The sequence below is a fragment of the Frigoribacterium faeni genome, from assembly GCF_007988805.1.
GTDB lineage: Bacteria > Actinomycetota > Actinomycetes > Actinomycetales > Microbacteriaceae > Frigoribacterium > Frigoribacterium faeni.
The window spans coordinates 27,747-48,151 of sequence record NZ_BJUV01000010.1 but is presented as its reverse complement, the minus strand read 5'-3'; the positions used below and the strand labels follow the sequence as shown (position 1 = coordinate 48,151).

At 72.4% G+C, this 20,405-nt stretch carries 18 protein-coding genes; 11 read left to right on the top strand and 7 right to left on the bottom strand.

What is annotated here, in order from left to right; all coding sequences use genetic code 11:
* Window positions 1–6: 6 nt before the first annotated feature.
* A complete protein-coding gene (locus FFA01_RS06455; RefSeq protein WP_146854179.1) occupies window positions 7–561 on the bottom strand; it encodes a peptidoglycan-binding domain-containing protein in 555 nt (184 codons plus the stop codon).
* Window positions 558–1,076, bottom strand: coding sequence for a YiiG family protein (locus FFA01_RS06450; protein WP_146854177.1), 519 nt, complete (start codon window positions 1,074–1,076; stop codon window positions 558–560). Before FFA01_RS06450 ends, FFA01_RS06455 begins: the two co-directional genes overlap by 4 nt.
* 202 nt (window positions 1,077–1,278) lie before the next feature.
* Between FFA01_RS06450 and FFA01_RS06445 the strand changes: the two genes are divergently transcribed.
* Window positions 1,279–1,983 carry a response regulator transcription factor gene (locus tag FFA01_RS06445; protein ID WP_146854175.1) on the top strand — a complete coding sequence of 235 codons (705 nt, stop codon included), beginning with the start codon at window positions 1,279–1,281 and terminating at the stop codon, window positions 1,981–1,983.
* On the top strand, window positions 1,980–3,284 hold the full coding sequence (locus FFA01_RS06440; RefSeq protein ID WP_146854171.1) for a sensor histidine kinase: 1,305 nt from the start codon (window positions 1,980–1,982) through the stop codon (window positions 3,282–3,284). The genes FFA01_RS06445 and FFA01_RS06440 overlap by 4 nt, the downstream gene beginning before the upstream one ends.
* Here FFA01_RS06440 and FFA01_RS06435 read toward each other — a convergent pair.
* Window positions 3,244–4,230, bottom strand: coding sequence for a bile acid:sodium symporter (locus FFA01_RS06435; RefSeq protein WP_146854169.1), 987 nt, complete (start codon window positions 4,228–4,230; stop codon window positions 3,244–3,246). The genes FFA01_RS06440 and FFA01_RS06435 overlap by 41 nt on opposite strands.
* A gap of 101 nt (window positions 4,231–4,331) precedes the next feature.
* Between FFA01_RS06435 and FFA01_RS06430 the strand changes: the two genes are divergently transcribed.
* The 7 genes from FFA01_RS06430 to opgC all read left to right on the top strand — a co-directional run bounded on the left by FFA01_RS06430 (window position 4,332) and on the right by opgC (window position 12,241).
* On the top strand, window positions 4,332–4,682 hold the full coding sequence (locus FFA01_RS06430) for a GntR family transcriptional regulator (RefSeq protein WP_146854167.1): 351 nt from the start codon (window positions 4,332–4,334) through the stop codon (window positions 4,680–4,682).
* Complete coding sequence (locus FFA01_RS06425; RefSeq protein ID WP_146854165.1) at window positions 4,679–5,689, top strand: DUF1648 domain-containing protein; 1,011 nt, start codon at window positions 4,679–4,681, stop codon at window positions 5,687–5,689. Before FFA01_RS06430 ends, FFA01_RS06425 begins: the two co-directional genes overlap by 4 nt.
* Window positions 5,690–5,805: 116 nt before the next feature.
* Entirely contained in the window at window positions 5,806–6,993 is a 1,188-nt protein-coding gene (locus FFA01_RS06420) for a PP2C family protein-serine/threonine phosphatase (RefSeq protein ID WP_259394290.1), read from the top strand.
* The gene (locus tag FFA01_RS06415) at window positions 6,990–9,002 is read left to right on the top strand and encodes a glycosyltransferase (RefSeq protein ID WP_146854163.1); all 2,013 of its coding nucleotides are present in this window, start codon (window positions 6,990–6,992) and stop codon (window positions 9,000–9,002) included. Before FFA01_RS06420 ends, FFA01_RS06415 begins: the two co-directional genes overlap by 4 nt.
* Window positions 8,999–9,331, top strand: a complete 333-nt coding sequence (locus FFA01_RS06410; RefSeq protein WP_146854161.1) for an STAS domain-containing protein — start codon at window positions 8,999–9,001, stop codon at window positions 9,329–9,331. Before FFA01_RS06415 ends, FFA01_RS06410 begins: the two co-directional genes overlap by 4 nt.
* A complete protein-coding gene (locus FFA01_RS06405; RefSeq protein ID WP_146854159.1) occupies window positions 9,324–9,752 on the top strand; it encodes an ATP-binding protein in 429 nt (142 codons plus the stop codon). The genes FFA01_RS06410 and FFA01_RS06405 overlap by 8 nt, the downstream gene beginning before the upstream one ends.
* The gene (gene opgC, locus FFA01_RS06400) at window positions 9,749–12,241 is read left to right on the top strand and encodes an OpgC domain-containing protein (RefSeq protein ID WP_244289727.1); all 2,493 of its coding nucleotides are present in this window, start codon (window positions 9,749–9,751) and stop codon (window positions 12,239–12,241) included. The genes FFA01_RS06405 and opgC overlap by 4 nt, the downstream gene beginning before the upstream one ends.
* A gap of 89 nt (window positions 12,242–12,330) precedes the next feature.
* Here the strand turns inward: opgC and ulaA are convergent, their stop codons facing one another.
* From ulaA to FFA01_RS06380, 4 genes are all read right to left on the bottom strand, one after another.
* Window positions 12,331–13,830 (bottom strand): PTS ascorbate transporter subunit IIC, encoded by a 1,500-nt coding sequence (gene ulaA / locus FFA01_RS06395; protein ID WP_146854157.1) that lies wholly within the window; start codon window positions 13,828–13,830, stop codon window positions 12,331–12,333.
* Between the two features lie 44 nt (window positions 13,831–13,874).
* Window positions 13,875–14,147, bottom strand: a complete 273-nt coding sequence (locus FFA01_RS06390; RefSeq protein ID WP_146854155.1) for a PTS sugar transporter subunit IIB — start codon at window positions 14,145–14,147, stop codon at window positions 13,875–13,877.
* Window positions 14,148–14,185: 38 nt separating this feature from the next.
* On the bottom strand, window positions 14,186–14,659 hold the full coding sequence (locus tag FFA01_RS06385) for a PTS sugar transporter subunit IIA (protein WP_146854153.1): 474 nt from the start codon (window positions 14,657–14,659) through the stop codon (window positions 14,186–14,188).
* Window positions 14,660–14,788: 129 nt separating this feature from the next.
* Window positions 14,789–15,955, bottom strand: a complete 1,167-nt coding sequence (locus FFA01_RS06380) for an ROK family transcriptional regulator (RefSeq protein ID WP_146854151.1) — start codon at window positions 15,953–15,955, stop codon at window positions 14,789–14,791.
* Between the two features lie 53 nt (window positions 15,956–16,008).
* Here FFA01_RS06380 and FFA01_RS06375 point away from each other — a divergent pair, with 53 nt between their 5' ends.
* Both FFA01_RS06375 and FFA01_RS06370 read left to right on the top strand, forming a co-directional pair.
* Window positions 16,009–18,069 (top strand): transketolase family protein, encoded by a 2,061-nt coding sequence (locus FFA01_RS06375; protein WP_146854149.1) that lies wholly within the window; start codon window positions 16,009–16,011, stop codon window positions 18,067–18,069.
* 90 nt (window positions 18,070–18,159) lie between these two features.
* Window positions 18,160–20,370, top strand: coding sequence for an NADP-dependent isocitrate dehydrogenase (locus FFA01_RS06370; RefSeq protein WP_146854147.1), 2,211 nt, complete (start codon window positions 18,160–18,162; stop codon window positions 20,368–20,370).
* Window positions 20,371–20,405 lie beyond the last annotated feature (35 nt).

Below are 20,405 nucleotides of genomic sequence, written 5' to 3'. Positions count from 1 at the left end.
GGTGAACTACCCCGTGACGAACTGCAGGGCGCCGAGCTCGATCGAGCCGGTGCGCGTCTGTCCGGTGTCCTTCTGCCAGGCTGAGATGGCGCTCGAGGTGAGCCAGCCGAAGGTCTCGTCGGGCGTGCCCGTGAAGTAGCCCCAGGCCTTCAGATTCTCCTCGACCTGCCTCACGTCCGGACCCGGCGTCATGCCCTGCTCGAAGGCCCGCCACTGCGGCAGCTCGCCCTCGAACGCGGTCACCGGGTCGTCGTCGACGCGATAGAGCTCGCCGCGGGCGGCGAGGTCGTCGCCGACCGAGGGCAGCCAGGTGATCGTGCCGGGCGCCGAGCCGACGATGGCGGGGCCGTCGAGCCGGCTCAGCTCGCCCGTCTTCGTGGTCGTGCCCGTCAGGGTGCCCTGCTCGACCGTGGCCGTGCGGGGAGTCGTCGTGCTCGCCTCGGCGTCGGCCGTTCCCGTCCGCCCGGGCAGGCCGATCGTCAGCGCGGTCGCGACGGCGGCGCCCGCGAGGGCCAGGGTCGCCGCGGACGCCCCGACGACGACGCGGCGCGAGCGCCTCACGGGGCCACCGTCGTCGCCATGCCGCCGAAGGCGCCGCACTCCTCGAGGACGTCCTCGGGGACGTCGTCCATCGAGTCCGTGCCGCCGGTCCCGTCGAGCTGGTCGGGCACGTCGAAGCCCTTGTCGCGCAGGCACCGCGTCGACTCGCGCAGCGCGGCCTCGAACTCCTCGCGGCTCTCCTTCTCGGACGCCGTGGCGGGGCGCTCGCCGAGCTTGTCCTCCGTCGACTCCCGGCAGCTCTCGGCGGCGGCCGAGAGGGCGTCCATGTCGAGGTCGTCGCCGAGCGAGATCGCCATGCCGCCGCCGTCGCCCGAGGGGTCGCCGATGTCGACGCCGGCCTCGCGCAGGCAGCTCGCGTTCTCGAGGTCCCAGGCCCGGGCCTCGGCGACGGTCCGCGATTCGGACGTCGTCCCGGTGGCGTCGTCGGCGGTTCCGCCGTCCTGCGTCGCGCACCCGGCGAGGGCGACGACGAGCAGCGGCAGCGCGGCGGTGAGGGAGGTGCGGGTTCGGGGCATGAGCGGGGCTCCTGATCTGTCCGAGGTGATGGCCGTGACGGGTGGTCACGGGCCGCCCGCGGCGGGCGACGGCGTCCAGATCACCGCACGGCTCGTTGCCGGCCCGTAAGCAGCCCGCTTTACCTTTCCGTCACGTCCGACATGTCACCATCGATAGACAGATATTCATCTTCCGCCCCTGACGACCGGAATCGGAGCCCCCGTGCGCGTACTCATCGCCGAAGACGAGGCCTATCTCGCCGAGGCCGTCCAGACGGTGCTCGAGCGTCACGCGATGGCGGTCGACGTCGTGCACGACGGCGACGCCGCCCTCGAGGCCATCGCCGTCAACGACTACGACGTCGTGCTGCTCGACCGCGACCTGCCGGGCACGCACGGCGACGACGTCTGCGCCTCGGTCGCGGAGGCCGGCGACGGCCCGGGCATCCTGATGCTGACGGCGGCCGGACGCACGCGCGACAAGGTCGACGGTCTCGAGCTGGGCGCCGACGACTACCTCGCGAAGCCGTTCGAGTTCCCCGAGCTGATCGCCCGGCTGCGCTCCCTCGCGCGTCGCCCCCGGCAGGCCCGTCCGCCGGTCACGGTGTGCGGCGACCTGCGTTACGACCCGTTCCGACGCGAGGTCTTCCGCGGCGGCCGCTACGTCAAGCTCACCCGCAAGGAGTTCGCGGTGCTCGGCGTGCTGCTGGCGGCCGACGGCGGCGTGGTCAGCGCCGAGCGCCTGCTCGAGAAGGCCTGGGACGAGAACGCCGACCCGTTCACGAACTCGGTGCGGGTCACGATCTCGAACCTCCGGCGGCGCCTCGGCGAGCCGTGGCTGATCCAGACGGTGTCGGGCAGCGGCTACCGCATCGCCGCCGGGGCCGGCGAGGCGGCGTCCGCACCCGACGGCGGGGTCGCGTCATGACGACCGGGATCCCCGACGCGACCGAGACCCCCGACGCGACCGAGACGCCGAGGAGGCGCGGGTCGATCCCCCGAGGCAGCGCCCGTCTCCGGCTCACCGCGACGTTCAGCGCCGTGCTGACGGTCGTCGGCCTGTCAATCGTGGCCTCGGTGCTCCTGGTGATGCGCTTCGTGCCCGACTACCGCATCACGGCGTTGCGGACGACGACCGGGGCGTCGGGGGAGGTGCCGTCGTCGATGGCCACCTGGGCGCCGGCCGCCGAGTCCGTGGCCGGCGAGGAGCGCCTGCCGTCCGGGGCCGGGGAGATCGCGACCTCGCTCACGATCACCGGCGAGGGCGACCTGCTCCGCGTGCTCCTGACCACGTCGTCGATCGTCTTCGCGGTCGCCCTGGTGGTCGGGGTCTGGCTGAGCTGGGTCGTGGCCGGGCGCCTCCTCCGCCCGGTCGAGCATCTGGCCACCGCGGCGCGCGAGGCCGAGCACGGTGCGGCGGGGTCGTTCCGTCAGCGCCTGGCGGCTCTCGCTCCCGGCCGCGCGGACGACGAGTTCGGCCGCCTCGCGACCACCTTCGACGACATGCTCGACCGGCTCGACCGCTCGTACGAGGCCCAGCGCCGGTTCGCCGCCAACGCGTCGCACGAGCTGCGCACGCCGCTCGCCACGACCCAGGCGATGCTCGACGCCGCCCTCGCGGTCGAGGGCGTCGACTCCGCCGACCCGCCCGACTCGCCGGCTCCGACGACGGGCGGGCTGACCCGTCGCCTCCGCGAGATGAACGCTCGCAGCATCGCGACCGTGGAGGCGCTGCTCACCCTGTCGGACGTGCAGTCCGGCGACGGCGTCGCCTCCGACCCCGTCGACCTCGCCGCGGTGATCGCCGACGTCCGTGGAGCCACGGCGCCCGCCGCCGAGGAGGCGCGGGTCGAGCTGCGCTGCACCGCCCGCCCCACGCGGGTGGCCGGCGACCGCGCCCTGCTCACCGTGCTCGTCGGCAACCTGGTGCGCAACGGCATCGGCCACAACGAGCCCGGCGGGTGGCTCGAGGTGACGGTCGGCACGGGCGCCTCGGGGGAGCCGACGCTGCTCGTCGCGAACGGCGGAGCGGTGCTCGATCCGGCCGAGGTGCCGCGTCTGACCGAGCCCTTCCACCGGCCGGCGGGCCGGGTGGCGGGCTCGCACGGCCTCGGCCTGGCCCTGGTGGCGGCCATCGCCGAGACGCACGGCGCGACGCTGATGCTCGACGCGCCTCCTTCGGGCGGTCTCAGCGCGCGGGTGGTCTTCCCGGCGCCGACGGCTCCCTGACCAGACGCGGCACGACCCGCACCAGCACCACCATCGCGACCAGTTCGACGAGCGTCTGCGTGACGACGACGACGGGCGCGAGCGCCAGCGAGGCCGGCAGCGCGAGGGCGAGCGGCAGCACCACCAGCGAGTTGCGCGTCACCCCGCTGAACAGCAGCGCCCGTCGGGCCGGGACGTCGAGGCGGAGCACCCGGCCGAACAGCGACCCGACACCGACCATGACGACCACGAATGCGACGAAGACCGGCACCACCGCGACCAGGTCGGCCGCGGAATCGCCCACGGCTCCCGCCTGCGACGCGACGACCACGACCAGGGTCGCGATCATCAGCGGCACCATCGATCCCGAGACCACGCGCTCGACGGCTCTGCCCGCACGTCGTCGCGCCGCCCATCGCCGGGTCAGGGCCGCCGCTGCCATCGGCAGCGCGATCAGCAGCAGGAACGCCCGGGCGAACGGCTCGATCTCGATCACGGCGACGCCCGCCGGCCCCACGATCAGCAGCAGGTACGCCGGCAGGAGCGCGAGCTGCGCCAGCATCAGCAGCGGGGCCGCGGCGAGCAGTCGTTCGGCGGCGCCCCCGGCGAGGCCCGTGAACACGATCACGTAGTCGACGCACGGCGTCAGCAGCACGAGCAGCACCCCGAAGATCAGAGCCGGGCGGTCGGCGACCAGGCGCGACAGGGCGAATGCGATCACCGGGACCACGACGAAGTTCACCACCCCGACCGCGGCCAGGAACCGACCGTCGCGCAGCGATCGTCCGATCGTCGCGAACGGCACCCCCAGGAACGTCGCGTAGAGCAGCAGCCCCAGCACGGGCTCGATGGCCGGACCGAGGAGGCGCGCCCCCGGGACGAGGACGCCCACCGCCCCCGCTCCCGCGATACCCGCGAGGTACAGCGCGACCTGGCGACGTTCGAGCCAGGCGACGAGCGGGGTCATGGCAGGGGGTCCGTTCGGGCGGAGGGCGGACCGCCAGGCTAACGACCCCTGACGGGCGGCCCCTCTTGCCGTGCCGCGCATTGTTCTAGTAGACATAGAACATGCTCATCAGGCTCGACCCCGCGTCGGAGGTGCCGCTCGCCGACCAGGTGGCGGCGCAGGTGAGGCGCGGCATCGCCGACGGCAGCGTCGCCGTGGGCGAGCGGCTGCCCTCGGCCCGCGATCTGGCGGCGGCGCTCGGCATCAACATGCACACCGTGCTGCGGGCCTACGACGCCCTCCGCACCGCCGGCCTGATCGAGCTCCGTCGGGGGCGCGGGGCTGTCGTGATCGGCGGAGCCGACGGCCCGACGGCGGCACTGTACGACGCGGCGGCGGCGCTGATCCGCGACGCCGCCCGGCTCGGCATCGGGCCCATCGACCTCGCCACGATCATCAGGGGGATGACATGACCACCGACCACCGGACCACGCCAGGTGAACCGCACGCCGTCGACCGCGTGAACCTCCTCCGCACGATCGGGGCGATCCTCGCGGCCCTCGCCCCGGCCGCGGCACTCGCCGTCGGCGCCGTCGTGATCGGGCCCCGCCTCGGCGACACGATCGCGCGGCACTGGTCGGGCAGCGGCCCCGCGGACGGCTTCTCGGGCACGTGGTCGTCGTTCGCCGTGGTCTCCGGCATCGTCGCGGTGCTGACGGCGGTCGCCGTCGTGGCCGCCCTGACCCGCCACGGGCGGCCGTCGCGGATGACCGCAGGAGGCGCGGCCTCCTTCGCCGGCCTGGCCGCCTGCACCTGGATCGCCACCGCCCTCGCCACGGCGGCGGCTCCGACGCCCGAGGAGGCCGTCGCGGGATGGACCCCGGCGCTCGCCGTGGTCGGTCTCGCCTGGGGCGTCGTCGTCGGTCTGCTCTCGACCGGCAGCGGCGCCCGTCTCGAACCCGTGCCCGTGCTCGACGACGACCACGACCCGATCGCCCCCGTCCCGCTGCGTCCGGGGGAGCGCGTCGCCTGGTCGGGCACGACCGGCAGCGTGCCGTTCACGGTGCTCGGCGTGGCGCTCGTCGCCGGGATGGTCGTGATGGGCGTCGTCGGCATCCGAGCCGGAGGCGCGGCGGGCGTGGTCGGACCGGTCGTCGGTCTGCTGGCCGGTCTGCTGGTGCTCGCCCTCGGTCGTGTGCGGCTGACCGTCGACCGCCGGGGCGTGCGGCTCGTCTCGGCCCTGGTGGGCGTCCGCCTGCTGCGGGTGCGTCTCGCCGACGTCGCGTCGGCCGAGACCGAGACCATCGACCCGATGTCCTGGGGCGGCTGGGGGCTGCGCTTCTCGGGGCGCGGCACCGCCTACGTCACAGGTCGCCGCCCGGGGCTCGTCGTCCGCCGCCGCGACGGCAGCGCGGTCGCCGTGACCATCGACGACCCCGAGGGCGCCGCCTCCGTGGTCGCCGCCCTCGCCGCTCGCTGACGCGCGCATCGCTCACCTTCTCTTCACGCATCCAGAAATGGGGCCACGGGACCTCGTCCAGGGGCTCACCTCGGGCCCGTGATGTGTTTAGAGTTAGCCCGAAGGGGAGGGCAGCGATGCAGGAGTCGACTCGTGAGGCTCGCCGCCAGCGTGCGGTGGAGAGCCTGGGTGTCATCGACACCGACCGCAATCCGCGGCTCGATCGCATCACGCGCATGGCGCGCTCCATCTTCGGGGTGCCGATGTCGTCGGTCACCGTGATGGACCACGACCGTGCGCTCTACCTCGGGCGCGACGGCTTCGACGTCCCGGTCTCGGGCCGCGGCGACACCCCGTGCCGGCTGGTCACCGACACCGGCGAGATCATCACCACCGACGACGCCCGCCTCGATCCGCGCTTCGCCGACATCGAGGCGTTCCTCGCCAACGACCTCGGCTTCTACGTCGGGCACCCCTTGAAGGACGGCTCCGGCAACGTCGTCGGCTCGTTCTGCCTCATGGACAAGGAGCCGCGGCAGCTGACCCCCGCCGAGATGGCCGAGTTCCAGGACCTCGCGGCGTGGGCGCAGAGCGAGCTGCTCGCCGACGCCGAGTCGGCCCAGTCGCGGGCCACCCAGCAGGCGCTCCTGCCCGAGGCTCCGCTCGAGATCGACGACGTGCACGTCGAAGGCGTCTGCCTGCCGTCGCTCAGCGTCGGCGGCGACTACTTCGACTACGGCGTCGTCGGCCGGCACGTGCACGTCGCCGTCGGCGACGTCATGGGCAAGGGCGTGGGGGCCGCCATCCTCGGATCGTCGATCCGCTCCGCCTGCCGCGCCGTCTCGCCGACCATCTCGGGCGGGCGCGCGCTCGGCACCGCCGTCGACGCGATCGAGCGGGCCGTGCTCGCCGACCTGCAGCGGGCCGGCTCCTTCGTCACCTACTTCCACGCCGTGCTCGACCTCGACACCGACGAGCTCACCTACGTCGACGCCGGCTCCGGCCTGGCCCTCCTGGTCCGCTCCGACGGCACGATCGAGCAGCTGATGGGCGCCGACCTGCCGATCGGCCTCGAGGCGCAGCCGCACGAGGCGCTCACCACGCGCCTGCTGCCCGGCGACCGGCTCGTGGTGATGAGCGACGGCGTGCTCGACGTCCTCGAGGACGAGCTCGGCTGGGTCGACGAGGTGGGCTCCCTCATCTCGCGGTCGGGCGACGGAGAACGGTCCGACGCCCCCGACCTCGTCGACACGATCACCCTGATGGCCCGCGAGCGCATCGCCCGGGACGACGTCACCGTGGTGGTGCTGGACCGGCGGCCATGACCGACCTCCTCACCCGACGCGACCAGCGCCTCCTCGGCCGGTCGACCGCCAGCAGACGGATCGTGCCGATCCGGATCATCGTGCTGCTCGCCTCGTTGGCCGGCATCAACTACATCGTGTGGCGCTGGGCCGTGTCGGTGAACTGGTCGTCGTGGTGGATCGCCGTGCCGCTGATCGTCGCCGAGACGTACAGCGTGATCGACTCGCTGCTCTTCGGCCTCGGCGCCTGGCGCCTGCGCGAGCGCGGCGAGCCGCCGGCGGCGCCGTCCACCGACTCGCCCGAGACGACCGTCACCGTCGACGTCTTCGTCACCACCTACAACGAGCCCGTCGAGCTCGTCATGCGCACCGCCCTCGCGGCGAAGGCCATCAGCTACCCCCACACGACCTGGATCCTCGACGACGGCGGCCGCGACGAGATCCGCGCCGCGGCGGAGGCCGCGGGGATCGGCGTGATCACGCGATCGGGCGACTGGGTCGACCGCCCCCGGCACGCCAAGGCCGGCAACCTCAACAACGCGCTGCTGGCGACCGACGGGGAGTTCCTGCTCATCCTCGACGCCGATCAGGTGCCCGACCCGTCGATCCTGCACCGCACCCTCGGCTACTTCAAGGACGAGAAGACCGCGCTGGTGCAGACCCCGCAGTGGTTCGAGAACGTGCCGGAGTCCGACCCGCTCGGCAGCCAGGCTCCGCTGTTCTACGGGCCGATCCAGCAGTCGAAGGACGGCTGGAACAGCGCGTTCTTCTGCGGCTCGAACGCGGTGCTGCGCCGGGAGGCGCTCATGCAGCTGGGCGTGTCGAGATACGCCGCCGAGGTCGAGGCCGCCGTGCGTCGCGCGGTCAAGACGTCCAGCCGGCTGATCGCCCGCGCCCGAGAGGAGGCCGTCGACCAGCCGCGCGTGCTCGAGGTGCTCGACGAGGCCGAGACCATCGTCGAGCGGGCGCGGGTCGAGATCGCGCGCGGCGACGGCTTCGGCGACATCACGTACCGGTTCCAGCGCGGTATCGACGCCATCGCGTTCCGGTTCGCCGACGCCGACGTCGCCGCCATGCAGAGCGACCTCGCCGAGCTCGCCGCCATGTCGGTCGGCCCCGACACCTTCGACGCCCTCGACCAGGCCGCCCTCGACCTGCTCAGCCAGCGCTCGGCGTCGCCCCTGCAGGCGATCGAGTCGATCTCGATGCTCGTCAACGCGCTCGACGTCGACCGCGGCGACGAGGCCCAGGCGATCATGCCCCTGGCGACGATCTCGGTGACGGAGGACATGGCGACGGCCATGCGCCTCCACGGGCTCGGCTGGAAGTCCGTCTACCACGACGAGATCCTCGCGATCGGCCTCGCGCCGGAGGACCTCTCGACGATGATGACGCAGCGCCTCCGCTGGGCCCAGGGCACGATGCAGGTCTTCTTCCGCGAGAACCCCCTCGTGCAGAAGGGGCTGTCGTGGGGACAGCGCCTCATGTACTTCTCGACCATGTGGAGCTACCTCTCGGGCTTCGCCGCAGTGGTCTACATCGCCGCGCCCGTCCTCTGCCTCTCGTTCGGCGTCGTCCCCGTGACGGCCTACAGCGTCGACTTCTTCGCCCGGCTCATCCCGTTCCTCGTGCTGAACCAGGCGCTGTTCTGGGTTGTCGCCGCCGGGCGGCCGACCTGGCGCGGGCAGCAGTACTCGCTCGCGCTGTTCCCCGTGTGGATCGCCTCGGTCACCACCGCGTTCCAGAACGTCTACCGCGGCCGCGCCCTCGGCTTCTCGGTGACCCCCAAGACCCGTCCGACGGCCACCAGCCGCCGCTGGGACCTCATCACGCCGCAGCTCTGGGCGATGGGCTGCCTCGTGGCCGCCCTCGTGCTGGTCGGCATCCGATACCTGACCGGACAGGCCGACGGCGTCGCGCCGTTGGTGAACATCCTCTGGGTCGTCTTCGACCTGGTGATCTTCAGCATCATCGTCCGAGCCGTTCTCTACCCGGGGCCGCAGGGGTCCCGAGACAAGGAATCATCATGATGACCATCGGCATCGAGCCCGTCGAGGGCGGATGCGTGATCTCGCCCCAGGGGCGACTCACCGTCGTGTCCACCCCCGAGCTGCGACAGGCGGTGGCCGCCCGCATCGAGGCCGGCGACCGCCTGATCGTCGTCGACCTCTCGGGCACCACCTTCGTCGACTCCTCCGGGCTCGGCGCCCTCGTGTCGTGCCTCAAGTCGGCCCGCCAGGCGGGTGGTGACCTCCGCCTCGTGGCCCCGACCGAGCAGGTGTCGATGGTGCTGCGCCTGACGAACCTCGACCGCATCCTCCAGCCCCGCGCCTCCGTCGAGGAAGCCCTCCATGACTGAGAGCGACGGCGTCAGCGTCATCGACGTGGCCGCGGTGCCCGAGAGCATCGACCTGGTGCAGAACACCTTCGAGGCCTGGTGGTCCGCCCTCGGCATCGACTCGATGGAGGTGCGCTTCCCCTTCGAGACCGCCATCGTCGAGATCGCCGCGAACGTCATCGAGCACTCGATCCGCGCCGACAGCGCCGGAGGAGCCGAAGGACGCCGCTTCACCCTCGAGCTCCGGGCGGAGGACGAGCGCCTGACCGCGGTCTTCAACGACAACGGGCTGCCCGCCGAGATCGACCTCAGCTCGGTGTCGATGGCCGACCTCGAGGACGAGGACGGGCGGGGCCTCGCGCTCGCGCTGCTCAGCCTCGAGAGCCTCGACTACTCCCACGAAGGAGGCCGGAACATCTGGACGCTCGTGTGCCGGCGGTGAGACGCCTGGCGCTCCGCGCCGTCGCCGCGCTCGCGGCGGCCGTCGCGGTGGTGCCGATGGCCCTGGGAGGCGCGGTGTCCGCGAGTGCCGACACCGCGCCTCCTGCGCAGGGGGCCTGGTTCGGGCCGGACCTCGACTGGGGTTCGGACGCCCCCGACGGCTACGAGGGCCGGCTGGGGGCGACGCCGTCGCTGTACGGCGTCAACATCGACTACCCGCTCGACCGCGACGCCGCGGAGCGGTGGCGCACCTCCGCCCGGGCGGCGGCCGCCCAGGGGGCCGTGCTCGTCGTCAGCCTCGAGCCGTCGGAGGACCTCGCCGCGCTGGACGCCGACGAGGCGGGCCGCGCCGACGATCTGCTGACCGAGATCCACGACCAGTACGGCACCCTGCAGCTCGTCCGGTTCGCCCCCGAGATGAACGGCAGCTGGCAGACCTGGGGGCAGCAGCCGACCGAGTTCGTCCGCGCCTTCTCGCAGTTCGCCGACGTCGTGCACGCGGGCTCGTCGGAGGCCCGGATGGTCTGGGCGCCGTCGTACGGAGCGGGCTATCCGTTCACCGACGCCGACGGGCGCCTGGACGCGACCGACGCCCGTGACGAGAGCATCCTCGACACCGACGCGAACGGCACCGTCACCGAGGCCGACGACCCGTACGGCCCGTACTACCCGGGAGACGACGCCGTCGACTGGGTCGGCCTGTCGATGTTCTACTTCGCCAAGGGCGACGCCTCGACCGCGGCGGGCACGAGCGTGCCGCTCGTCGAGAACCAGGCGCCGACGGCGGGCGAGGTGCAGCAGCGGTTCGACGAGAGCTGGGGCTACGCCGAGCCGCAGTCCGGCGACTTCTACGAGCGGTTCGCCGTCGGTCTCGACCGGCCGATGCTCCTCGACACCGGCGCCCTCTACGCGCCCGGCCTCGACGGCGCGGCCGAGCTCGACGTCAAGCAGGGCTGGTGGCGTCAGGTCCTCGACACCCTGCCCGACCACCCGCGGATCGCCGGCGTGACCTGGCTCGAGACCGTCCGCGACGAGGCGGAGGCCGGAGGCCGCGAGGTCGACTGGCGCGCGACGGAGGTCGACGGGATAGCCGGGTCGCTGCGGACCGACCTCGAGGCGAGCGACGACATCGTCCTCGGCCCGGTCACCGACCGGGTCACACCCGCCGACGGCGACGCCGCCACCGTGCAGGTGCGCGACGGCGGCGGCGACGAGATGGGCTGGATCGTCGGCCTCGCCGTCGCCCTCGCCCTGGCGTTCCTGCTCAGCGGCCTCGTCGGCCGGCTGCTGCCGCGCTGGCGCTACCCCGACGACGGCAAGCCCGGGCGCGACCTGCGCATCGACCTGTTCCGCGGGTTCATCATCCTCGCCGTGGTCATCACGCACATCGAGGTGGCCGGTCCGTACTCGTTCGTGACCCTGAAGGCGGTCGGCGCGATCACCGGCGCCGAGATGTTCGTCTTCCTGAGCGGCCTCGTGCTCGGCATGGTCTACCCGCTCGGGGTCAAGAAGTTCGGCGAGAAGACGGCGGCGATCGGCGCCTTCGTCCGGGCGCGGAAGCAGTACGTGGTGACCCTGGCGGTCATCCTGATCGTCTTCGCGCTGAGCTTCGTGCCGTTCCTGAACACCGCCGAGATCACGACCTTCACCGACCGGGGGACCGGGTCGACCGGCAGCGGCGCCATGGGGCGCGTCTACGACCTCTACCCCAACGCCGACCGTCTGCTCGACTACCCGCCGCCGTGGTACGCGATCCGGCAGCTGCTGCTGCTCGAGATGGGTCCGTGGCCGTTCAACATCATGGGGCTCTTCGTCGTGCTGAGCCTGACGATCCCGGCGCTCATGTGGCTGGTCAAGCGCGGCGGCTGGTGGATCGTGCTCGGCGCCAGCTGGGCGGTCTACCTGCTCGGCGTGTTCCGCCCCGACATCCAGCTGCTGCCCTCGCAGTTCGAGGCGGTGTTCCCGCTCTTCGCCTGGCAGGTGCTCTTCACCCACGGGCTCGTGATCGGCAACTACCGGGCGCAGATCGTCCGCGCGCTGACGACCACGCTCGGCAAGGTGCTGGTCGGCGTGGGCGTGGTCGGCTACGCCGGGTTCCTCGGGCTGATCTGGGCCGGGCACGCCTACGGGTTCGATCTGGGGCCGATCCCGACGTCGATCTACGACACCCTCTACGCGACCGGCTACCAGCGGGTCGACATGCAGTGGGGCCGGCTGGTGGACGTCGCCCTGGTGGTCGTCTGCGTCTACGCGATCCTCACCGTGTTCTGGAAGCCCATCTCGGCCGCCCTCGGCTGGCTGTGGATCCCGCTCGGCCAGGCGAGCCTCTACGTGTTCATCTGGCAGGTCTTCTTCGCCCTCGCGGTGGCGTCGATCCCGGGGCTCGACCGCACGGACGTCCTCGTCGGCACGGCCATCCACACCGTGGTGATCATGCTGCTGTGGTGGATGGTGCGGAAGCGGTTCCTCTTCTCGGTCATCCCGCGCTGACCGGAGCACCATGAGGAAGAGCTCAGGCCCCCGTGCGATCACGGGGGCCTGAGCTCTGTCCGATGCGGGGCGTCGCCCCGGGGCCGCTGCTAGCGGGTGCCCGAGGAGGCGCTGGTCGCCTTCGCCGCGTCGGCGTCGGCCTGCTCGGCGGCGAGGCGCGCGTCGCGCTTCGCACCGGGGACCCAGCCGCCGTCGACGAGCTTGATCTGGTAGATCGACGCGCCGATGACGAGCGCGGCGCCGACGGCGAGGCTGATGATCACGCCGACCAGGGGGCCGCCGAGGAAGCTCACGCCGATGACCGTTCCGAACCAGCCGAAGTCGGCGTCGCCGAACGTGCTGTTCGCGAAGCCCAGGTTGCCGAGCACGAGCAGCAGGATGGCCGGCAGGAACGTGATGATCAGACCGTTGACGAAGCCGCCGAGCACGGCGCCCTTGCGGCCGCCCGTCGCGTTGCCGAAGACGCCCGCTCCACCACCGGTGAAGAAGTGCGGCACCATGCCGGGCAGGATGAGCGCCAGCCCGAAGACCGGGTTCAGCCACGAGGCCAGGACGGCGAGGGCCACGAGGCCGCCGGCGAACGACGACAGGAATCCGATCAGCACCGCGTTGGCCCCGTACGGGAAGATCAGCGGGATGTCGAGCGCGGGCTTGGCGCCCGGCACGACCTTCTCGGCGATGCCCTGGAACGCGGGCACGAGCTCGCCCAGCACGGTGCGGACACCGTAGAGGATGATCGCGACGCCGACGCCGAACTGCAGCGCCTGCGCGAAGCCGGCCATGATGAACGCGCCCGCGTCGGTGACGCCGAAGATCTCGAAGGCCTCGGACTGCGGCAGGGCGATCAGCGCCCAGACGGTGAAGACCAGGTAGATGAGCACCATCGAGAGGCTCGTGGCGACCATCGAGTCGCGGAGGAACTTCAGCCCCTGGGGGAACTTGATCTCCTCCGTGGACTTGCTCTTGCCGCCCACGGCGACGCCGGTCGCGCCGGCGGCCAGGTAGCCGAGCGTGCCGAAGTGGCCGATGGCGATCGAGTCGTCGCCGGTGATCTTCTTCATGAACGGCTGCGCGAGCGCCGGCATGACCACCATGATCACGCCGAGCAGCACGGCGCCGAGCACGACGGTGAGCCAGCTCAGGCCGCTGCCGAGGCCGACCGACAGCACGACGGTCAGCATCACCGACATGAAGACCATGTGGTGCCCGGTGAGGAAGATGTACTTCAGCGGGGTGAAGCGCGCGAGGGCGAGCATCACCAGGAAGCCGAGCACCAGCACGTACGCGCTCTGCGCGCCGTACTGCTCCTGGGCGACGGCCGCGATGACCTCGTTGGTGGGGATGACGCCCTGGGCGCCCGTCACCGCCAGGATCAGCGTGCCGAGCGGGTCGAGCGCACCGGTGACCACCGTCGCGCCCGCCCCCAGGATCAGGAACCCGAGGGCGGCCTTGAGCGCGCCTCCCACGATCTGTCCGGCGTTGCGACGCAGCGCGATCAGACCGATCGCGGTGATGATGCCGATCAGGTAGGCGGGCACGTTGAGGATCTGCATGCCGATGAAGTCGAGTACGACGACCAGCCACTCCATTGGGACTCCTTAGTTCTTTCTCTTCTCGATCAGCCGACCCGGGGTCAGGCGATCGAGTCCTGGATCTTCGCCTGGATCTCGGCGACGTTGGTGAAGTTGTCGATGACGACGACCTTGGCGGGCACCTGACCGAGCTCCTCGACGAGGTCCTCGGAGGTGAGCACGAGCTGGGCGGTGCGCGCGGCGCCGCGGGCGGTGCCGATGTCCGCCGCCTCGACGTCGGCGTCGATGTCGAGGGCGCGCAGCGCCTTCTCGGCGTTCATCTTGAGCAGGACCGAGGTGCCGATCCCCATGCCGCAGACGGTGATGATCTTCATGGGATGTTCCTTTCGAGCAGAGGTGGTTCGTGGGGTGGTCAGGAGGCGTTCGCGGCGTCGGCCAGCTCGTGCAGGGTGCGGAGCACCTCGTCGGGCGACTCGGCGGCCCGCAGCGCGGCGAGCCCGGCCTCGTCGGCGAGCACGCCCGCGAGGGCCGACATGACCTCGATGTGTCCGTCGTGGTCGAGGGCGGCGAGGCCGATCACCAGGTCGACGGGGTCGTTCGTCTTGTGACCGAAGGCGACGGGCTCGGCGAGCCCGACCCAGGAGAGCCCGGTGCGCGAGACGGCGGGGGAGGGGCGGCTGTGCGCCAGGGCGAGCCCGGGCGCGATGACGATGTAGGGCCCGAGCTCGTCGACGGCCGCGATCATCTCGTCGGTGTAGGCGGCGGTCGTGGCGCCCGAGGCGACCAGCCCGTCGCCCGCGAGGCGGAGGGCGTCGCGCCAGTCGGCGGCGTGCGCCCCGGTGACGACGGATTCGACGGGGAGTTCTTCGGCCAGGTCGACAGGCATGTCGGGCTCCTTCGCTCGGCGCCGCCCAGGGCAGCAGGTGTCGTCGAAGAGGTGCCTCGTCGACTGGTGCCCGAGCCTAACCCGAAAAGCGGCTTTTGACCACTCGTGTTCTAAAGTCACCGCGGTGCGTCAGCTCGCGGGGCCGCGTCGGCTCGTGGCCGCGCTGACGCGGGCGATGTCGAAGAGGGCGTCCTGCGCCATCAGCGAGGCCCCGCGCACCCCGGCCTTGTCGCCCAGGCGGGCGCGCTCGACGACGAGCCCGCGCCGCGAGAAGTCGTGCGTGCCGGTCAGCAGGGCCGACCGGATGCCGGCGACCAGGCGCTCTCCCGTCTCGGCGAGGTTCCCGCCGATGATGACCGCCTGCGGGTTCAGCAGCCCGACCACGTCCGCGAGCGCGTCGCCGATGCGGGTGCCGACCTCCTCGAGCTGGGCGAGCACGACCGGATCGTGGGCCCGCGCCGCCGCCACGATGTCCGCGCTGGTCGAGATGTCGCGGCCCTGGTCGCGGAGCGCCTGGCGGATCGTCGCCCCGCTCGCGTCGAGCTCGAGACGGTGGAGGGGCGAGCCGGGGTCGCGGGGCGCGCTCAGCTGACCCGCGCCTCCTCGGGCTCCTCGGTAGACGTGGCCGTCGAGCACGAAGGCGCAGCCGACGCCCATGCCCACCTTGACCACCGTGAGGTGCGAGTACTCGGGCCAGCTCAGCCGGGACTCGCCGACCGCGAGGATGTTGACGTCGCGGTCGACGGCGAAGACCGCGTCGAAGCCGGTGAAGTAGTCGTCGACCCGCACCTCCTCCCAGCGGGGATCGAGCTGCGGGCTGCCCAGGCGCCCCGTCACGGCGTCGACCGGGCCGGGCACGCCGATGCCGATGGCGCGCACGTCGGCGCGGCTGCGGCCCAGGTCGGCGAGGAGGAAGTCGAAGACCTGGATCGCCCAGCTGAAGATCTCGTCGGGTCCGTCGTGCAGGCCGATGTCGGCCTCGTCCTCGCTGAGCACGGTCGAGACGAGGTCGGTGACGCCGACGCGGGTGTGCGATCCGCCGATGTCGATCGCGAGGATCACGCCGGCGTCGGCCGCGACGGCGAACTCCTCGGGCGGGCGGCCGCCGCTCGAGCTGAGCTGACCCGCGCTGACGATGAACCCGGCCTCGAGCAGGTCGTCGAGTCGGCGGGCGAGGGTGACCCGCGACCAGCCCAGCCCGTCGATCAGCTCGGAGCGGGTCGTCGCCTCGCCCCGTCGGATCAGGTCGAGGACGACACCCGAGCCCGTCGACGGGGTCTTGGGTGTTCGCGCCACGGTGTCTCCTCGCTTCGGTTGACTTTGGTCTATTTGTATACGAATGTGGACGAATGGCCAACGACGACCCCGACATCCGCTCGACCGACCCTAGCCGCGGGGCGGCGCCCGACAGCGGCCCCGACCTCGAGGCGCGCCTGGTCGCCGCCGCCGTCGCGATCCCGGCGCAGGTCGTCCAGGCCAAGGGGCACGGGCACGCCGGCACCGCCATGGCGCTCGCGCCGACCGCCCACGTGCTCTGGCAGCACGTGCTGCGCCACGACCCCGCCGACCCCGAGTGGACCGGTCGCGACCGGGTCGTGCTCTCGGCCGGCCACGCCAGCCTGCTGCTCTACACGCAGCTCGTGCTGACCGGCTACGACCTCGAGCTCGACGAGCTGGCCCTCAGCCGCACGCTCGGGTCGCGGACCCCCGGCCACCCCGAGCTGCACCACACGCCCGGCGTCGAGATGAGCACCGGACCCCTCGGGCAGGGCGTGGCCTCCGCCGTCGGTCTCGCCCTCGCCGCCCGTCGCGACGAGGCGCTGCACGGCGCGGGCGCCGGCCTCTTCGACCCCACCGTCTGGGCCATCGCCGGCGACGGCTGCCTGCAGGAGGGGGTCTCGGGCGAGGCGTCGAGCCTCGCCGGCACCCTCGGCCTCGAGAACCTCGTGCTCGTCTGGGACGACAACCGCATCACGATCGACGGCGGCACCGACCTCGCCTTCTCGGAGGACGTCCGCGCCCGGTACCGCGCCTACGGCTGGTCGGTGATCGACGTCGACGACGCCACCGACCTCGACGCGCTGCGATCGGCCCTCGAGGAGGCGCGTCGCCGGGACGGTCGCCCCGCCCTCGTCGCCGTCCGGACGGTGATCGGCGCGCCCTCCGTGCTGCGCGGCGGCACCCCCGCGGCCCACTCGGGCGGCTTCGGCGCCGACGAGGTCTCGGCGGTCAAGGCCGCCCTGGGCTTCGCCCCCGACGCCGGCCTGCACGACCTGCTGCCCGACGACGTCCGGGCGACCGGGCTGCTCGCCCGCGACCGGGGCGCCGCGCTCCACCGCGAGTGGGACGCCGCCGAGGCCGCCTGGCGCGGAGCCCGCCCCGACCTCGCGGGCCGGCGCGACGCCCTGGTGGCCGGGGCGGCCGGGGCGGACCCGGCGGCGCTCGCCGACGCGCTCGCCACGGTCGCCGTCGACGACGGAGCCGCCACGCGCACGACCTCGGGGGCGGCCCTCGCGGCCGCGCGCGAGGTCGCCGGCCTGTGGGGCGGATCGGCCGACCTCTCGTCCTCGACCAACGTGGCCGTGGTCGGCCGCGCCGTCGACCGTGCGACGCCGGGCGGCGACTTCGTCCACTTCGGCATCCGCGAGCACGCCATGACCGCGATGCTGAGCGGTGTGGCGCTGCACGGTCTGTGGCGGCCCTACGGCTCGACGTACCTGGCGTTCAGCGACTACGCCCGGCCGAGCATCCGCCTCGCCGCCCTGATGGGTCTGCCGGCGCTCTACGTGTACACGCACGACTCCGTGGCCGTCGGCGAGGACGGCCCCACGCACCAGCCGGTCGAGCAGACCGCCTCGCTCCGCACCGTCCCCGGTCTCGACGTCGTGCGCCCGGCCGACGCGCGGGAGGTCGTGGCGGTCTGGAGGCGCGTGCTGGCCACCGCGGACGGCCCCACCGCCTTCGTCCTCTCCCGTCAGGCGCTGCCCGACCTCGGCGGCGGCGAGGCGTCCGAGGTCGGCACCGCGCGCGGCGGCTACGTCCTCTGGCGGTCCGGCAGCGGCGACGAGCTCGCGCTCGTCGCGTCGGGCAGCGAGGTGCACGTGGCCCTCGGGGTCGCCCGCCGGCTCGCCGACGAGGGCGTGGCCGTCCGGGTCGTCTCGATGCCCTGCCTCGAATGGTTCGAGCAGCAGCCGGCCGACTACCGCGCCGAGGTCCTGCCGCGCGGGCTGCGCGCCCGCGTCGCGATCGAGGCGGGCAGTCGTCAGCCCTGGTACCGCTACGCGGGGCTCGACGGCGAGGTGGTCGGCATCGACGAGTTCGGCGAGTCGGGCTCGGGCCCCGAGCTGCTGCACCTGCGCGGAGTCGACGCCGGGGCGGTCGAGGCGGCGGCCCGTCGGGTGCTGGGCTGAGTCGGCCGGGTCTCTCGACATCGAGAGACCTCCGCCGGGTAGCCTGGGGCCGAACGCACGCACGAGCGACACGAGGGAGTACCCGCCGTCATGGCCAAGATCATCTACACGCTCACGGACGAGGCGCCGCTGCTGGCGACCTACTCGTTCCTTCCCATCATCCAGGCGTACGCCAAGACCGCGGGGGTCGACGTCGAGACCCGCGACATCTCGCTCGGCGGCCGCATCATCAGCCAGTTCCCGGAGCGTCTCACCGACGAGCAGCGCATCGGCGACGCGCTGGCCGAGCTCGGCGACCTCGCCAAGACGCCCGAGGCGAACATCATCAAGCTGCCGAACATCTCGGCGTCGATGCCGCAGCTGAAGGCCGCCATCGCCGAGCTGCAGTCCAAGGGCTACGACCTGCCCGACTACCCCGACTCGCCCGCCACCGACGCCGAGCGCGACGTCAAGGCCCGGTACGACAAGGTCAAGGGCAGCGCCGTCAACCCCGTGCTGCGCGAGGGCAACAGCGACCGCCGCGCACCGCTCTCGGTCAAGAACTACGCCCGGAAGCACCCGCACCGCATGGGCGCATGGACGCCCGAGTCCAAGACGAACGTCGCGACCATGGGCGTCGACGACTTCCGCTCGAACGAGAAGACCGTCGTCCTCCCGGCCGACGACACGCTGCGCATCGAGTTCGTCGGCGCCGACGGCGCCGTCAGGGTGCTGCGCGAATCGATCCCCGTGCTGAAGGGCGAGGTCATCGACGGCACCGTGCTGCGCGTCGCCGCGCTGCACGAGTTCCTCGCCGCGCAGATCGCGCGAGCCGAGGCCGAGGGCGTGCTCTTCTCGGTCCACCTCAAGGCCACGATGATGAAGATCAGCGACCCGATCCTGTTCGGTCACGTGATCCGCGCCTTCTTCCCGCGGGTCTTCGAGCAGTACGGCGCCGACCTCGAGGCGGCCGGGCTCGACCCCGCCAACGGCCTCAACGGCATCCTGCAGGGCCTGGCCGCCCTGCCGAACGGCGACGACATCACGGCCGCGTTCGACCAGGGCATCGCCGACGGGCCCGACCTCGCCATGGTCGACTCCGACAAGGGCATCACCAACCTGCACGTGCCGTCCGACGTGATCGTCGACGCCTCGATGCCCGCCATGATCCGCACCTCCGGGCACATGTGGGGTCCCGACGGCGGCGAGCACGACACGCTCGCCGTCATCCCCGACTCCAGCTACGCCGGCATCTACCAGGCCGTGCTCGACGACTGCCGCGCGAACGGCGCCTTCGACCCGTCGACGATGGGCTCGGTGCCCAACGTCGGCCTCATGGCCCAGGCTGCGGAGGAGTACGGCTCGCACGACAAGACCTTCGAGCTCGACGCCGACGGCACCGTCCGCGTGGTGACCGCGGCGGGCGAGACGCTGATCGAGCACGAGGTCGCCGAGGGCGACATCTGGCGCGCCTGCCAGACGAAGGACGTCCCGATCCGCGACTGGGTCAAGCTCGCCGTCACCCGCGCCCGTGCCAGCGGAACGCCCGCCGTGTTCTGGCTCGACGAGACCCGCTCGCACGACGCGACGCTGATCGGGCTCGTCCGGGAGTACCTGACCGAGCACGACACCGAGGGGCTGCAGATCGAGATCCTGTCGCCCGTCGACGCGATGGCCTTCTCGCTCGAGCGCATCCGACGCGGCGAGGACACCATCTCGGTCACCGGCAACGTGCTCCGCGACTACCTGACCGACCTGTTCCCGATCATGGAGCTCGGCACCTCGGCCAAGATGCTCTCGGTCGTGCCGCTGATCAACGGCGGCGGTCTGTTCGAGACCGGTGCCGGCGGCTCGGCCCCGAAGCACGTGCAGCAGCTCGTCGAGCAGGACTACCTGCGCTGGGACAGCCTGGGCGAGTTCCTCGCGCTGGCCGTCAGCTTCGAGCACCTGGCGACGTCGACCGGCAACGCCCGGGCGCAGATCCTGGCCGACACGCTCGACCGCGCCACCGGCACGTTCCTCGACGAGAACAAGTCGCCGGGTCGCAAGCTCGGCACGATCGACAACCGCGGCAGCCACTTCTACCTGGCGAAGTACTGGGCCGACGAGCTCGCCGCCCAGTCCGACGACGCCGAGCTGGCCGCCGCCTTCGCCGAGCTGGCCTCGACGCTCGGCGGCGCAGAGGACGCGATCACCGCCGAGCTGATCGCCCCGCAGGGGACCGCGGTCGACATCGGGGGCTACTACCGCCTCGACGCCGCCAAGACCGAGGCCGTGATGCGCCCGTCGGCGACCTTGAACGCCGCGCTCGCGACGCTCTGACGCGACGTCCCCGTCCCGGAGGCGCGGTGCCGGTC

Coding starts and splice junctions, on each gene's coding strand:
- FFA01_RS06375 (WP_146854149.1), top strand. CDS start 16,009: ATGGCCAACGACGACCCCGACATCCGCTCGACCGACCCTAGCCGCGGG.
- FFA01_RS06430 (WP_146854167.1), top strand. CDS start 4,332: ATGCTCATCAGGCTCGACCCCGCGTCGGAGGTGCCGCTCGCCGACCAG.
- FFA01_RS06390 (WP_146854155.1), bottom strand. CDS start 14,147: ATGAAGATCATCACCGTCTGCGGCATGGGGATCGGCACCTCGGTCCTG.
- FFA01_RS06370 (WP_146854147.1), top strand. CDS start 18,160: ATGGCCAAGATCATCTACACGCTCACGGACGAGGCGCCGCTGCTGGCG.
- FFA01_RS06385 (WP_146854153.1), bottom strand. CDS start 14,659: ATGCCTGTCGACCTGGCCGAAGAACTCCCCGTCGAATCCGTCGTCACC.
- FFA01_RS06415 (WP_146854163.1), top strand. CDS start 6,990: ATGACCGACCTCCTCACCCGACGCGACCAGCGCCTCCTCGGCCGGTCG.
- FFA01_RS06450 (WP_146854177.1), bottom strand. CDS start 1,076: ATGCCCCGAACCCGCACCTCCCTCACCGCCGCGCTGCCGCTGCTCGTC.
- FFA01_RS06420 (WP_259394290.1), top strand. CDS start 5,806: ATGCAGGAGTCGACTCGTGAGGCTCGCCGCCAGCGTGCGGTGGAGAGC.
- FFA01_RS06440 (WP_146854171.1), top strand. CDS start 1,980: ATGACGACCGGGATCCCCGACGCGACCGAGACCCCCGACGCGACCGAG.
- FFA01_RS06410 (WP_146854161.1), top strand. CDS start 8,999: ATGATGACCATCGGCATCGAGCCCGTCGAGGGCGGATGCGTGATCTCG.
- ulaA (WP_146854157.1), bottom strand. CDS start 13,830: ATGGAGTGGCTGGTCGTCGTACTCGACTTCATCGGCATGCAGATCCTC.
- FFA01_RS06425 (WP_146854165.1), top strand. CDS start 4,679: ATGACCACCGACCACCGGACCACGCCAGGTGAACCGCACGCCGTCGAC.
- FFA01_RS06405 (WP_146854159.1), top strand. CDS start 9,324: ATGACTGAGAGCGACGGCGTCAGCGTCATCGACGTGGCCGCGGTGCCC.
- FFA01_RS06435 (WP_146854169.1), bottom strand. CDS start 4,230: ATGACCCCGCTCGTCGCCTGGCTCGAACGTCGCCAGGTCGCGCTGTAC.